This window comes from Leisingera sp. ANG-S5 (genome assembly GCF_000813925.1).
GTDB lineage: Bacteria > Pseudomonadota > Alphaproteobacteria > Rhodobacterales > Rhodobacteraceae > Leisingera.
The window spans coordinates 12,335-26,206 of the sequence record NZ_JWLH01000014.1; the positions used below are offsets into that span (position 1 = coordinate 12,335).

The 13,872-nt window shown below is 65.0% G+C and carries 11 protein-coding genes; 1 reads left to right on the forward strand and 10 read right to left on the reverse strand.

All coding sequences use genetic code 11. From position 1 onward, the window contains the following. Positions 1-13 precede the first annotated feature (13 nt). The 7 genes from folP to RA25_RS18100 all read right to left on the reverse strand — a co-directional run bounded on the left by folP (position 14) and on the right by RA25_RS18100 (position 9,508). Positions 14-1,009 (reverse strand): dihydropteroate synthase, encoded by a 996-nt coding sequence (gene folP, locus RA25_RS18070; protein ID WP_039174279.1) that lies wholly within the window; start codon positions 1,007-1,009, stop codon positions 14-16. Further along, complete coding sequence (locus tag RA25_RS18075; RefSeq protein ID WP_019298377.1) at positions 1,006-1,926, reverse strand: dihydroneopterin aldolase; 921 nt, start codon at positions 1,924-1,926, stop codon at positions 1,006-1,008. Before RA25_RS18075 ends, folP begins: the two co-directional genes overlap by 4 nt. A gap of 129 nt (positions 1,927-2,055) precedes the next feature. Then, the gene (locus tag RA25_RS18080) at positions 2,056-2,712 is read right to left on the reverse strand and encodes a cell wall hydrolase (protein WP_029205058.1); all 657 of its coding nucleotides are present in this window, start codon (positions 2,710-2,712) and stop codon (positions 2,056-2,058) included. Between the two features lie 172 nt (positions 2,713-2,884). Continuing rightward, complete coding sequence (locus RA25_RS18085; protein WP_039174282.1) at positions 2,885-5,461, reverse strand: putative PEP-binding protein; 2,577 nt, start codon at positions 5,459-5,461, stop codon at positions 2,885-2,887. A 177-nt stretch (positions 5,462-5,638) separates the two neighbouring features. Further along, positions 5,639-7,939, reverse strand: a complete 2,301-nt coding sequence (gene glyS, locus RA25_RS18090) for a glycine--tRNA ligase subunit beta (protein WP_039174284.1) — start codon at positions 7,937-7,939, stop codon at positions 5,639-5,641. A gap of 76 nt (positions 7,940-8,015) precedes the next feature. Beyond that, the gene (locus tag RA25_RS18095) at positions 8,016-8,549 is read right to left on the reverse strand and encodes a DUF6446 family protein (protein WP_039174286.1); all 534 of its coding nucleotides are present in this window, start codon (positions 8,547-8,549) and stop codon (positions 8,016-8,018) included. Positions 8,550-8,566: 17 nt separating this feature from the next. After that, positions 8,567-9,508, reverse strand: a complete 942-nt coding sequence (locus tag RA25_RS18100; protein ID WP_039174289.1) for a glycine--tRNA ligase subunit alpha — start codon at positions 9,506-9,508, stop codon at positions 8,567-8,569. 256 nt (positions 9,509-9,764) lie between these two features. Between RA25_RS18100 and RA25_RS18105 the strand changes: the two genes are divergently transcribed. Further along, positions 9,765-11,537 (forward strand): trypsin-like peptidase domain-containing protein, encoded by a 1,773-nt coding sequence (locus RA25_RS18105; RefSeq protein ID WP_039174291.1) that lies wholly within the window; start codon positions 9,765-9,767, stop codon positions 11,535-11,537. A gap of 271 nt (positions 11,538-11,808) precedes the next feature. Here RA25_RS18105 and RA25_RS18110 read toward each other — a convergent pair whose 3' ends face one another. The 3 genes from RA25_RS18110 to RA25_RS18120 all read right to left on the reverse strand — a co-directional run bounded on the left by RA25_RS18110 (position 11,809) and on the right by RA25_RS18120 (position 13,840). Beyond that, positions 11,809-12,450 carry an SDR family oxidoreductase gene (locus RA25_RS18110; protein ID WP_019298369.1) on the reverse strand — a complete coding sequence of 214 codons (642 nt, stop codon included), beginning with the start codon at positions 12,448-12,450 and terminating at the stop codon, positions 11,809-11,811. A 28-nt stretch (positions 12,451-12,478) separates the two neighbouring features. Further along, a complete protein-coding gene (locus RA25_RS18115) occupies positions 12,479-12,988 on the reverse strand; it encodes a DUF1178 family protein (RefSeq protein ID WP_039174293.1) in 510 nt (169 codons plus the stop codon). Positions 12,989-13,066: 78 nt separating this feature from the next. Further along, positions 13,067-13,840: an EcsC family protein gene (locus RA25_RS18120; RefSeq protein WP_039174341.1), complete on the reverse strand. Its 774-nt coding sequence runs from the start codon at positions 13,838-13,840 to the stop codon at positions 13,067-13,069. Positions 13,841-13,872: the final 32 nt, after the last annotated feature.

Sequence of the window (13,872 nt, forward strand, 5' to 3'; positions counted from 1 at the left end):
TGCCTAAAAGGCCTTACCGGACCGCCTGCCAAAGCCGCAGAGCCTGAACCGTCTCAGCCACGTCATGCACCCGCAGGAATTGCACGCCTTGCGCCAGGGCCGCAAGCCCCACCGCAATTGAACCCGGCGCCCGGGCATCCGCGCGCGGTGCATCGCCGATGGTGCCGATGAATTTCTTGCGGGAAACCCCCAGCAGCACCGGGCAGCCAAGCCCGTGAAACAGGCTGAGATTGCGCAGCAGCGTCAGATTATGCTCCTGCGTCTTGCCAAAGCCGATGCCCGGGTCGATCACGATCTGCTCACGGACCACGCCGATGGCCTCCAGCCGGTCGATCTGGTCGCTCAGGAAGTCATAGACATCCAGCAGCACATTTCCGTATTGCGGATCATCCTGCATCGTCGCCGGGTCGCCCTGCGCATGCATGATGCAGACCGGCACGCTGGCCTGCGCCGCCAGCGGCGCCAGCGCCGGGTCAAAGGTAAAGCCGGAGACATCATTCAGCAGGTTCGCCCCCGCCTCCAGCGCCTCCATGCCCACCGTGGCCTTGCGGGTGTCGATGGAGACCGGCACCGGGCACTCCGCGCGAATGGCCGCGATCACCGGCGCCGTGCGCTCGATTTCCTCGGTTTCAGGAACCTCAGCAGCCCCGGGCCGGGTGGATTCGCCACCCACGTCGATGATCGTGGCACCATCAGCCACCATCTGCAGCGCCGCTTCCTTTCCAGCCTCAATACCGGCATGCTTGCCGCCATCCGAGAAGCTGTCCGGCGTCACATTCAAAATGCCCATGATCTGCGGCTGGGTCATGTCCAGCCCGGCGATCGAGGCACGCCGCGCGCTCAGGCGGCGGCGCTCGGCCTCCGGCACCAGACCGGCAGGCACGATCCGCGGCGGCGCATCGCGGCTCAGGATCTCAACCTCGGTAAACCACAGGGCACTGCCCGCCAGCGGAACCGCGCCTTCGGGGCGCGCCTCGCCGTGCTGAACCAACGGCCGGTAATATGTCACAGTTGTGCTTGCTCCACGCTGACATCCCGCAGGGGGACACCGGGATTATCGGGCAAATCCCCGCCAAGCACAATCATCTCACCCGCTTCAAAGGTCGCTGCAAACCAGGCCGCCAGCGCAACCGAGTTCGATGGCGGCGCCGAAGGGCCGTCCACCGCGTCCAGCACGATCTTGGACGGTGCCCAGACGCAGATCTGGCGGTTCTTCATCGCCCAGTCCAGCTCGGTCCGGGTCGAAACCACGACGCAGCGGTCATCCTTGGCCGCCAGGCGCCAGGCGTTTTGCTCAATCGCCAGCAAATCGATCCGCCGCTGGGTCCATTTGTGGCCCGTCTCGGGCACCGCCAGCGGATGCGTCCCGACACACAGGATCAGCGGCCGCTGGCGGCATTCCATCTGGTCGATCCATCCGGTCAGGTTTTCACTGTCGATGGCCGCATTGGACAGATACATCAGCCGCGGATGCGGGCGGTCCTGCTCTTCCGCCAAATGGGTAATCTGGTCCTTGGAGCGCACCACTTCGACGCCCAGAGCGCCGGGGCCGCGGTCCAGCTTCTCAATCCGCACGAAGGCGCGCACCGCCTGATGCTCCAGCAGAATCCGTTCAGCCACGCGTTCTGCCAGCGTCTCCAGCAGGTTCAGCCGTTCCGCCGCCAGCTCATGGGCGATGGCTTCGGTCAGCTTGTCATAGGACAGGATCCGGTCGACATCGTCATCCAGGTCCTTGGGCAGCGGCGCGATTTCGACCACCACATTGAAACTGATCCGCTGGGTTGTGCCGCGCTCCGCCTGGAACGCGCCGATCTCCACCTCGACAGTATGATCGCGCAGCGAAATGCGGTCCAGCAGGCCGGGCGCGGCAGTGGCCATCGAACGCTCGGACGGATGCGCAAAGGCAAGGCGGATTTCAGAGGGCATGGCAGAACGGGCCTTTGGCTGGCTGTGTCAGGTGTGGGACCCAACAATAGACTTTCGGCGGCTTCTTAACAGTCCCGCATACGCCATGCCAGTAGCAGAAAGCGGCACCGGGATGCCGCCTTCAGGCCATCAGTTGCTCATCGCGGTCTGGTAGCGATCGTCGCGGTAGAACAGGTGCACACCAATGCGCGTGGTGTTTGTGAAGGTGCGGCTCCAGCGCGGGCGCACCGCGGTGGTATGATAGTAGGTTGCACCTTCCGTCAGCTCCGACTTCAGCCCGTCCAGCGCCGCGCGCGCCACCTTGGCTACCCGCTGATACGCTTTCTTCTCGCGGATCACTTCCTTGTGGCCATCGCAGGTGTAGGTGAACTGACACTGATACTTGCGCCCGGTTCCCTGGTTGATCACCCCGCAAGGCGTGTTCGGGAACTGCTCGCTTCTGACCCGGTTCAGGATCACCTCGGCCACCGCAAACTGGCCCTTCACGGTCTCGCCGCGCGCCTCGAAGTACAGGGCCTCAGCCAGGCAGGCGAATTGCTCGCCCCCGGTAGCTTTCGGCTGGTCATCCAGCCAGGCCTTGGAGTACTCCACCTGCTGCGTGCCGGTCTTGCGGTTCTTGAACGGATTGGAGCGGAATCCGAAAAATCCGCTGAACTTCCGCGCAGGCACCGCGTTGAGACTGGCCTGCTCACGCTCGATCAGCGTATCCAGGCCGGTTTCGGCAGCAACACTCTTACCCATCGTGATGGTGGCAGCCATCACGGCAATCATAGTCAACAATTTCATTCAGGGTTCCCCCGTCCTAACAGCCTGCAACCGGTTTCCCCGGCCACATGCGGTCGCATCCCTTAATGGAAACAGCCCCAAACGTCCAGCTTGCCGCCCCGGGGTGCGACAGCATGGTTAACGCAAGTGCGGAGCCGTCCCCGTTTCCTGCGGCTGGATGACCTGAATTTTCCTAATATTTTGTGTAAGTTGGCGCGATCTGACCGGTTTTGCTGCCAATTGCCAGCTGGGCGGCGGCTAACCGCGCAACCGGCACGCGGAACGGCGAGCAGGAAACGTAATCAAAGCCCGCGTCACGGCAGAATGCAATCGATTCGGGGTTGCCGCCATGCTCTCCGCAGATCGAAAGCGTTATTTCGCCGTTCTCTGCCCGGCCCCGCTGAACCCCAAGTTTCAGCAGCTCGCCAACCCCGTCGGTATCCAGAACATGGAACGGATCCTCCGGGAACACCCCCTGGTTGACATATTCCGACATGAACCGCCCGGCATCGTCGCGCGACAGCCCATAGGTCATCTGCGTGAGGTCGTTGGTGCCAAAGCTGAGGAAAGCCGTGTGCGGCGAAATCTCCCCTGCCCGCAGGGCGGCGCGCGGTGTCTCCACCATCACGCCCAGCCGGTAGGTGAAATCCTCGCCCCGTTCCAGTTTGACCGCCGAGGCCACCGCATCAATGCGGGCCTTCACCAGCTCCACCTCCCGCTTGGCCGAGACCAGCGGGATCATGATTTCCGGCACCACCGGCTCACCCCATTTAGAGGCTTCCAGCGTGGCCTCGAAGATGGCGCGCGCCTGCATGTCATAGATTTCCGGCACCGTAACACCCAGCCGCACACCGCGCAGGCCCAGCATCGGGTTGTATTCGTCCATCTCCTCCACCCGCCGGGTCACATCGCTTACCGGAATGCCCAAAGCCTCCGACAGCTCGCGCTGGCCGGTCTTGGTCGCGGGCAGGAACTCATGCAGCGGCGGGTCGAACAGCCTAATGCAGACCGGCATCCCCTCCATGATCCGGAACAGCTCGCGGAAGTCGTCGCGCTGCATCGGCAGCAGCCGCTCCAGCACCGCTTCCCGGCCCGAGGGCGTCTCGGCAAAGATCATCTCCCGCATCACCGTCAGCCGGCCGGGTTCAAAGAACATATGCTCCGTGCGGCACAGCCCAATGCCCTGAGCATTGAATTTCCGCGCCATTTCAGCATCTTCCGGTGTATCCGCATTGGCACGGATACCGATATCACGGGCCTCGTCCGCCCAGGCCAGCAAGGTCAGCAGCGCGCCATCCTCAGCCGCTTCCAGCATACGCGGCTGGCCTGCCAGAACCTGCCCGCTGCTGCCGTCGATGGTGATCGTGTCGCCCGGCTTGAAGATCCGCCCGTCTGCCGCCTCCAGCATCTTGCGCTTGCTGTGGAACTTCATGTTCGAGGCGCCGACGATGCACGGCAGCCCCAGACCGCGGCCGATCACCGCCGCATGGCTGGTCATGCCGCCCTTTTCGGTCAGAACCGCAGCGGCGGCATGCATACCGCGCACATCCTCGGGCGAGGTTTCCCGGCGCACCAGGATGCACGGCTCCCCGCGCGCGGCACTGGCCTGCGCCCCGGCGGCAGTGAACACCAGTTTGCCTGTGGCCGCACCGGGGCTGGCGGCAATGCCGCGGCCGATCACATCACGTTCAGCATCCGGCGCCACCTGCCGGTGCAAAAGCTCGTTCAGGATATGCGCGTCGACCCGGATCAGCGCCTCTTCCCTTGGAATCACACCGTCCTCGGCCAGCGCGACCGCAATCCGCACCGCCGCCTGGGCGCTGCGCGTCACCCGCACCCCGTCCAGAATATGCACCCGGCCGTTTTCAACGACAAATTCCAGCTGCATCTCCTCGCGCAGCTTCACCCGCATCAAGGCTGCATGGGCTTTCAGGTCGGCAAAGGCCTCCGGCGCCAGTTCCTCCAGCGACAGCCCGCGCGCATCTTTCGCCAGATACAGCGCCCCGGCCCCGGCTCCCAGCGCATCGCGCCCCTGGCTCTGGCTCAGGTAACGCCCCGTCAGCTGCGGCATGCCGGTGGTGGAATTCACCAGCTGCAATACGCCCGATCCGCATTCGCCCTGGCCGACACCGGGGATCATCTCCTGCACCACCAGGCCCAGGCCCGCATCGGCAGGCGCGCCCTTGGCCTGGCGCAGCAGCCGGGCTGAGGTGCCCTCCCACGCCCGCGCCATCGAGCGCAGCACCGCCGCCAGCTGCTCACCCGGGTCCTGCGGGAACTGCTCGTCGGTTTCCGCCTCATAGGCATGCAGGATCTCGCTCAGCGCATCCGGGCCGCCGTCCTCGACATCGTCGAACACATCCGGGTCCAGCCGTGCCACATGCACTGCATAGGACTGCACGAACCGCAGATAGAGCGCCGCCGCGGCCTCCCGCCCCAGGCTATCGCAGAGGTCGACGTAACGCGCATCGTTCATACCGATGTTCAGGATTGCCCCCGGCCCGCCCCAATCAGGGTCCTCCGAGGACGGGCGCACGCACAGCAATGCCTCCGGATCAAATTCAGCCAGCACCGCGTTCAGATCCGGCATCTGCCCTTCGGCAATGGAATGCACTGCGTCAAACGACAGCGCCACTGTGCGCGGCACCGGCAGGTCCAGCCGCACCAGCCGCTGCAGGCATTTCGCCCGGCCGCCATGGGTGGCGGTGGCAATAGGCGCTGTCGAAGTGATCAGCGAGGCCGGCGGGATCTGTTCGAAATCTTTCTGCACTGCAGCACGTCTCCTTTGAAAGTCACCATAAGGCCAAGACGCGACGGCGCAAGAGTCTTGTAACGGGCCGGTGACGGATCAGGCAGGCGCAGATACGAAAAACCGGCCTTCCCTTGCGGAAAGGCCGGTCCCTGCGGGGCGGGTATTTTCAGAAAGATGAAAGAGCCGGCGGCTCTCTCAGCCCTCGACCTTGGTGAGATCCGCCACCTGGCCGCAGACCTGGCGGATCTGGCTGAGGAGGTTCAGGCGGTTGCGGCGGACAATGTCACTGTCGGCATTGACCTGCACCGCCTCAAAGAACGCATCGATGGGGGCACGCAGGGCGGCCATGCCCCGCATGGCTGCCGCGAAATCTTCGGCCTCGATGGCCGGAGAGATCGCCGCCCCGCCGGCCTCCAGCGCGTCAAACAGCGCCTTTTCGGTTTCGTCCTCGGCAAACTTGCGGTCGGCGCCATAGGAGTATTCCACGCCGTCCTTTTCCTCCGCCTGGCTGAGGATGTTGTTGGCGCGTTTGAAGCCTTGCAGGAGGTTGGTGCCGTCCTCGGTTTTCAGGAAATCCTCCAAGGCGCGCGCGCGTTTCACCAGCAGGGTCAGGTCGTCATTGCCGTCCATGGCGATACAGGCGTCGATCACATCATGGCGGATGCCCTGATCGCGCAGGAAGACCTTGAGGCGGTCGTGGAAGAAGGAGAGGAGGTCGGAAGGAACATTCACGAGGCTTTCCTCAGACAAGTCGCGCACCTTCAGAGCGAACTCAAAAATCTTCTTGCCAAGTTCTTCTTCTGACTTGGCCGCCATCAATTCGACTATATCAAAGTTTCCTTCGCCTTCCTCGATTACGGCTTGAATAGAGGGCTGCTGCTGAACCCAGTCCACGAACTGCAAACGGGCTTTACTGTTCGGGTTTGAGAACTCCGCCATCCACGCTGAAAAAACGCTATTCTTCAGCACATTGACATGCTTCAAAGCGACCTGCTCCAAGCTCTCGCGCACATCATTCTCCAGCACCAGCCGGATCACCCCCAGCGCGGCGCGGCGCAGGGCAAAGGGGTCCTTCGACCCGGTGGGCTTTTCATCAATCGCCCAGAAGCCGGTCAGCGTGTCCAGCTTATCAGCCAGCGCCACGGCGACTGAGACCGGCTCCGACGGAACATCATCGCCCGGCCCCAGCGGCGAATAATGCTGCTCGCAGGCGTTGGCGACCTCTTGCGGCAGGCCCGCAGCCTCGGCGTAGTAGCGGCCCATCAGGCCCTGCAGCTCCGGGAATTCATAGACCATTTCAGAGCTGAGGTCAGCCTTGGCCACCCGCGCCGCCTGCTCTGCCAGATCGGCATCGGCGCCCACCACCGGTGCGATCTCGCGGGCCAGCGCGGCAATCCGGTCGATCCGCGCCGCCTGGGTGCCCAGCTTGTTGTGGAAGGTCACGTTGCCCAGGTTCTCCACCCAGGACCCCATGCCCGCCTCGGACTTCGCCGTGCGCAGGTCGTTCTCCCAGAAGAACTTGGCATCGGCCAGACGCGCCGAAAGGACCTTTTGATTGCCTGCCAGGATGGTGGCGCCATTGTCCGCGGTCTCGCGGTTGGCGACGGTGATGAATTTCTCGATCCGCCCCGTCTTGGGGTTCTTCACCGAGAAGAACTTCTGGTGCTCCTTCATAGAGGTCTGCAGCACCTCCGGCGGCAGCGCCAGGAATTCTTCGTCAATCGCGCCCATCAGCACCACCGGCCATTCGACCAGCCCGGCGACCTCAGCCAAGAGGCCCTTGTCCTCGACCACTTCCAGCCCGTTGGCAAAGGCCTGATTGGTCGCCTCCTGCCAAATCGCCTCCGCCCGCTCGCGGGCGTCCAGCACCACATGCGCGCGCTTCAGCTTGGCGGCGTAGTCGTCAAAGCCGGTGACGGTGATCTCCTCCGGCGCCATGAAGCGGTGGCCGCGGGTGGTGTTGCCGGACTTGATACCGTCGATGTCCAGATCGACCACGCTGGCGCCTGCCTCATCCGACAGAATGCACAGGATCGAATGCAAGGGGCGCACCCAGCGCAAGGACCCTGCGCCCCAGCGCATGGATTTCGGCCAGGGGAAGTTGCGGATGGTGTCTTCCAGCACTTCGGCAATGATTTCGGCTGCCGGACGGCCCGGCTTTTCGATCATCGCGAAATAGACCGCGCCCTTGGGGGTCTCGCGCTCTTCCAGCTGCTCGCGGGTCAGGCCCGCGCCGCGCAGGAAGCCCTCGATGGCCTTGTCCGGCGCGCCCACTTTCGGCCCCTTGCGCTCTTCGCGGATGGTCGGGCTTTCCGCCAGCAGGCCATCCACCGCCAGGGTCAGGCGTCGCGGCGTCGACAGTGCGGCGGCCCCGGCATAGGTGAGGCCCGCCTCGACCAGACCATCGGTCACGCGCTTCTTCAGGTCCTCGGCGGCACGCGCCTGCATGCGGGCCGGGATTTCCTCGGAAAACAGTTCAATCAGCAGATCGGGCATCAGATATCCTCGGGCGTGGCCGCGCGGGCGGGCGCAGCGGAAAATTCAGAAAAGGCGGGCATGGGGCGAAGGCACATCATTCGCTTGCGCCCGCGTCAGGCCGGGGCGGGCATTCCTCGCCCACCACGGTTCCGTCATAGGCTTTCTGGCCGCAGTCATTCAGCTCATGCCAGACATAGCCGCGGCCCTCATCGGTGACGGCGACAATGCGGTCGACGCCATAAGAGATGTTCTTGACCGACAGGAACGGCTTGGCAGAGCCATCCGCCAGCTTGGCGCCAATAGCGGCGGCGTCAAAGCACTCGAACCAATCCGGCGCATTGCGCGGCTCGGTCTTGTCCGTCAGGGTAAAGACCTGCGCCAGCGCGTCCGGCGTCATCTTGGTGGTGAAACAGGCCCGGTAGCGGATCGGCGAGCTGTCCGCGTCAATCGCCTCGAAATCCGCATAGGCAATCGGCTGGGCCTCGCCGCCGTCCAGCGGCACCAGCATCACATCGCGGCCCGGCTGCAGCGCGACCTCATCATAGAAGCCATAGACCTGCAGGTAATACATCGCCCCCCCGGCGGCGAGGCCGGAGACGATCAGGATCAGGGCAAGAAGTTTCCCCATAACGTGCTGTCCCCTGCTCAGGCCGCGCTCTCGGGCGTGAACCCGCCGGCCTCGGTCAGCACGAATGCATCGGCACATTGCTTGGCCAGCGCGCGGACACGGCCGATATAGGCCTGGCGCTCGGTAACCGAAATCACCCCGCGGGCATCCAGCAGGTTGAAGATGTGGGACGCCTTGATGCACTGGTCATAGGCGGGATGCGCCATGATGATACGTTTGCCGGTCTTCGGATCCTGATGCTCCTGCGCCAGGATCGCTGCGCATTCGGCCTCGGCCTCCTCGAAATGGCGCAGCAGCACTTCGGTGTTGGCCACGTCAAAGTTCCAGCGGGCGTATTCTTCCTCGGTCTGCTTGAACACATCGCCATAGCTCAGCGGGATCAGTGCGTCCGGGTCGTTGAAGGGCATATCCATCACGTGATCGACGCCCAGCACATACATCGCCAGACGCTCCAGCCCATAGGTCAGCTCGCCCGACACCGGGTGGCAGTCATGGCCGCCGACCTGCTGGAAATAGGTGAACTGGCTGACTTCCATGCCGTCGCACCAGACTTCCCAGCCCAGCCCCCAGGCACCAAGCGTCGGGCTTTCCCAGTCATCCTCGACAAAGCGGATGTCATGCATCGCCATATCGACCCCGATCGCCTCAAGGCTGCCCAGATACAGCTCCTGCAGGTTCGGCGGGCTGGGTTTGATCAGCACCTGGTACTGGTAGTAATGCTGCAGCCGGTTCGGGTTCTCGCCATAGCGCCCGTCGGTGGGGCGGCGCGAGGGCTGCACATAGGCCGCGGCCCAGGCCTTGGACCCCAAGGAGCGCAGCGTGGTCGCCGGGTGGAAGGTGCCGGCGCCGACTTCCATGTCATAGGGCTGCATCACCGCACAGCCTTTGGCGGCCCAGTAGTTCTGGAGCCTCAGGATAATCTCTTGGAAGGAGCGCGGCGCGCCGTTGGTCTGGGTCATCTCTTATCCCTTTGGGGGCATCTGGGGCAGCAATTGCGGTGTTCTTCCTATGCAAGGCTCTTGGCAGGGTCAACGCCCTGCGGCGCGTCAGGCCCCGGCTCTGCCCCGATGCCCGCAGCGCATCGGCAACAAAAGTGCGGGAATGCGGCAACGGGCGGGGAATTCCCCCTGTCATGAGGAGTTCCCTTTGCCGCCGCAAAATGCTTTATCTCCGCCTCAAAGAATAAGAGTACTTCCGGGATACGAGGCCCTGACCATGAAAAAACTGTTTGCCGCTCTGGCCCTGCCGCTGATTGCGCTGGCCATTGCGTTCACGGCGCCGGTTTCGGCGCAAAGCAGCCGCGACGGTGTCTGGATCCAGATTGCCGCCCGCCCCTCCCTGCGCGAGGCCGAAAACGAGGCCCGCAGCTATGCCGCCCGCCTGCCCGATGTCTCCGGCTATGCGCTTGGCGGCGGCTGGTACGGCGTGGTGCTGGGCCCCTACGCCCGCGAGGACGCGGAACGCGTGCTGCAGGTCTACCGCGCCGAGGGCCAGATCCCGCGCGACAGCTTCATCGCGTTCCAGCGCAACCTGCGCAGCCAGTTCTACCCGGTTGCCGCGGATGCCACCCAGCCCGCAGAGCCGGCTCCGGCGCCCGCACCGGCTGAACCTGCAGTGCAGGAGCCCGAACCGCAGCCGCAAACCGCTCTGCAGACCACCCTGCCGGATGAGACCCCTGCACAGGCACGCCGCAGCGAAAGCGCGCTCAGCCGTGAACAGCGGATGGAGCTGCAGGTCGCCCTGAAGGCGGCAGGCTTCTACAATTCCGGCATCGACGGCGCCTTTGGCCGCGGCACCCGCGCCTCGATGAGCGACTGGCAGGCGGCCCGCGGCTTTGAGCCGACCGGCGTGCTGACCACGGCCCAGCGCCAGGTTCTGATGGATGAATACAACGCGCCGCTGATCTCCGTGGGCATGGCCCGGGCTGAGGACGCCAAGGCCGGCATCGCGCTGCAGATCCCGGCGGGGGAAGTTGCCTTTGACCGCTATGAATCGCCCTTTGCCCACTACTCCAGCAAAGGCGGCCTGGGTGCCCAGCTGCTGCTGATCAGCCAGCCCGGCGACAAGCGCACCCTGTTCGGCCTCTACGACATCCTGCAGACGCTGGAAATCGTGCCGCTGGACGGCCCGCGCGAACGCAGCGCCAGCAGCTTCACGATCGAAGGCCGCAACAATCAGATCGTCTCCTTCACTCAGGCCAGCCTGAACAACGGCGAGATCAAGGGCTTCACCCTCGTCTGGCCCGCCGGTGACGAAGAGCGCCGCGCCCGTGTTCTGGCCGCGATGCAAGCCAGCTTCACCCGCCTCGACGGCGTGCTGGATCCGGCTGCAGGCGGTGAAGCCGTGCAGGATATCGACCTGGTCTCCGGTCTCGAAGTCCGCAAGCCGAAACTGTCGCGCACCGGTTTCTTCGTGGATGACCGCGGCAGCGTCCTGACCACGTCCGACGTGGTGGCCGGCTGCACCCGGATCACCCTCGATCACGGCTACCAGGCGGAGGTCGCGGCCAGCAACGCCGCCGACGGCATCGCTATCCTGAAACCGGCGGAGGCGCTGGCGCCTGCGGCGGTCGCCGGCCTCAGTACCGCCTCGCCCCGCCTGCAGTCCGAGGTTGCGGTCTCCGGCTTCTCCTACGAGGGCGTGCTTGGCGCTCCCAGCCTCACCTGGGGCAAGATCGCTGATGTGAAAAGCCTGGACGGCAACACCAATGTTGCCCGGCTGGAGCTGGCAGCACAGCCCGGCGATGCCGGCGGCCCGGTGATGGATGCAACCGGCGCGGTGCTGGGAATGCTGCTGCCGCAGCAGACCGGCGGCCAGCAGCTGCCCGATGGTGTCAGCTTTGCGGTGAACGCCGATGTAATCCGCGGCGCCCTGGACGCTGCAGGTGTAACCCCGGCTGCACAGCCGGCCTCCGCGGGCAGCCTGCCGAACGCGGCGATCACCCGTCTGGCCTCCGGCATGACCGTTCTGGTCAGCTGCTGGGAGTAACCTGCGCCTGCAAGCAAACTGATGACACAAAACAGCCGGCGCGGATTTCGCGCCGGCTTTCTTCTTTGCAGTGCCCGCAGTCTCCCATGCGGTGGCGCGCTCCCGCCCGGCACCGGGCCTTTTCAGGCCCTCAGCCCGTTGGGCATGGCACCGTGCCTGCGCACGGTGCCGCGCCGCGCATCCGCGCGGCGCCCGGCCCAAGGCCGCCAAGGCGGCTGGCGCAGCCAGGCACCTGCGGGCGCGGGAGCGCTCCGCTGCCTGAAGCCTCTGATCAGTACGGGTGGATACGGCCGTCCCAGGTGTGAAAGCAGCCGGTGGTGTCCAGGGTCAGAACGTCGAATTCGTTGATCAGCCCAGTAACCGACTCCTGCACCGTGATATCGCCGTCATAACCGCCCATATCGGTCTGCACCCAGCCGGGATGATAGATGCCGACGGCAATCCCTTCCGGCTTCAGGTCGGTTGCCAGGTTGCGCCCGATATTCAGCGCCGCCGCCTTTGACGCGCGGTAGGCATAGCTGCCGCCCGGCGCTCTGGTGTGGCTGGCCATCTGCGACGACAGAATGGCGATCTTGGGGCTTTCCGCCAGCCGCAGGTTCGGCAGCATCGCCTGCACGGTCAGGAACACGCCGGTCACATTGGCGGCCATCGTCTTGGTCCAGACCTCGGCCGAATAATCCTCCAGCCCCATTGCCTTGTCGATATAGACGCCGGCATTGCAGACCAGCAAGTCCACCGGGCGGCCCTTGATCTGGGCGGCAAAGCGCGCCTGCTGGCCCGGGTCGGAGACATCCAGCTTGACGCCCGAGGAATGGTCCCGCGAGGTGCCCGTCACCTCATGACCCGCCTCCCGCAGCTGCTTTACCAGCTCCTTGCCGATCCCGCGGCTGGTTCCCGTTACAACTGCATGCATTCTGCCCTGTCCTTCAGTTTTCTGGCCCTCAATTTGATTTGCGTCCGGGACGGAAGGGCAGCGGCATCACCGGCACCCCTTCCTCGATCAGCTCCCGCGCGTCTTCCAGCTTGGCCTCACCGTGGATCGCCCGCTCCGGCGCCTCGCCCAGATGCATCGCCCGCGCCTCCCGCACGAAGTTGCCGCCGACGTAATCGGAGTTTTCCTCAACCTTCTTGCGCAGCTCGGCCAGCGCCTTTTCCACCTCGCCAGAGGGGCGGCTCAGCATGCCCGGCCCTGACGCAGAAGGCAAAGGTGCGGGGGGCACAGGGACTGGCGCAGCTTTCGGCGCGGCCTGTGGTTCCGGCTCGCCGACACCGGACACGGCCTTGCGGCCCGTGCGCACCCGCGGCGCCATGATGGCCTTTGTCACCTTGGCGCCGCCGCAGACCGCACAGGACACCATCCCGGCTGCCGCCAGCTTGTCAAAAGCCGCCGCCGACTGAAACCAGCTGTCGAACGCATGCCCGTCCGCACATTTGAGGCTGTATTGAATCATGCTTTCTCTCTTAGCAGGAAAGGCTGATTAAATCTGCCTTTCCGGCAAGCGCAAGAGGTCTCTGTGTCCGCCGCGCAGCTACCGCGCGCCATTCTGGTTCTGCAGCCGCTGCCGCAGCCGTGCTGTCAGCTCCTCCGGCGCCACATCCGCCTCCACTGCCAGCCTTCTCAGGCCAAAGTGCACATGCGCCATCTCCCGGTAATAGCCGGAAAACACATAGTTCACCGCCGCCCCCGCAACTGCGCCGGCAACCGGCACCGCCTGTGCCGCCAGTTTTTGCCCCAGCACCGCACCAAGCTTGGGCGCCACCTGCGCAATCAGCTTGTGCAAGGCCCCGGGCAGCCCCAGCCGGACAGAGACAAACCCCAGGTCGGCCCCGTCATCCTCCGCCAGCGGCCCTGCCGCGGCAAACACCTGGATACAGTCAAAGGTCACGCTTTCAGCATCGGGATCAAACCCTTCTTCCGCCGCCGCGCTCTGGATGGTGCGCAGCAGAAAGGCTGTGGTGGCCGGCAGCTCCACCAGGGCGCCCGGCAGCCCGGCAGCGCCGCCCGCGGCCCCCATGGCCGCGCTCACCATCCGGTCAACGCCGGGTTTCTGATCCGGCACCAGGCGGCGCGACTGGCTGGCGCCCTTCATCGCCACCCGCAACGCGGTCTCCGTGGCACCGGTCAGCCCTGCCCGCACCGGTTCCGGCAGCCGCTCCAGCAGGCTCTCACCGCTGCCGCCCAGCCGGTTCAGCAAGTCAACGCCGGCCCCGCCAGCCGCCCGGTAGCGCGCCGCCAGTGCGTCCAGCTCGGCGTCGATCTCCTGCGGGGTATAGGCCCGCGCGTTTGTCAGAACATCTGCCACATGTGTCTCCTCTGCCTTCCTAAAGATCGGCA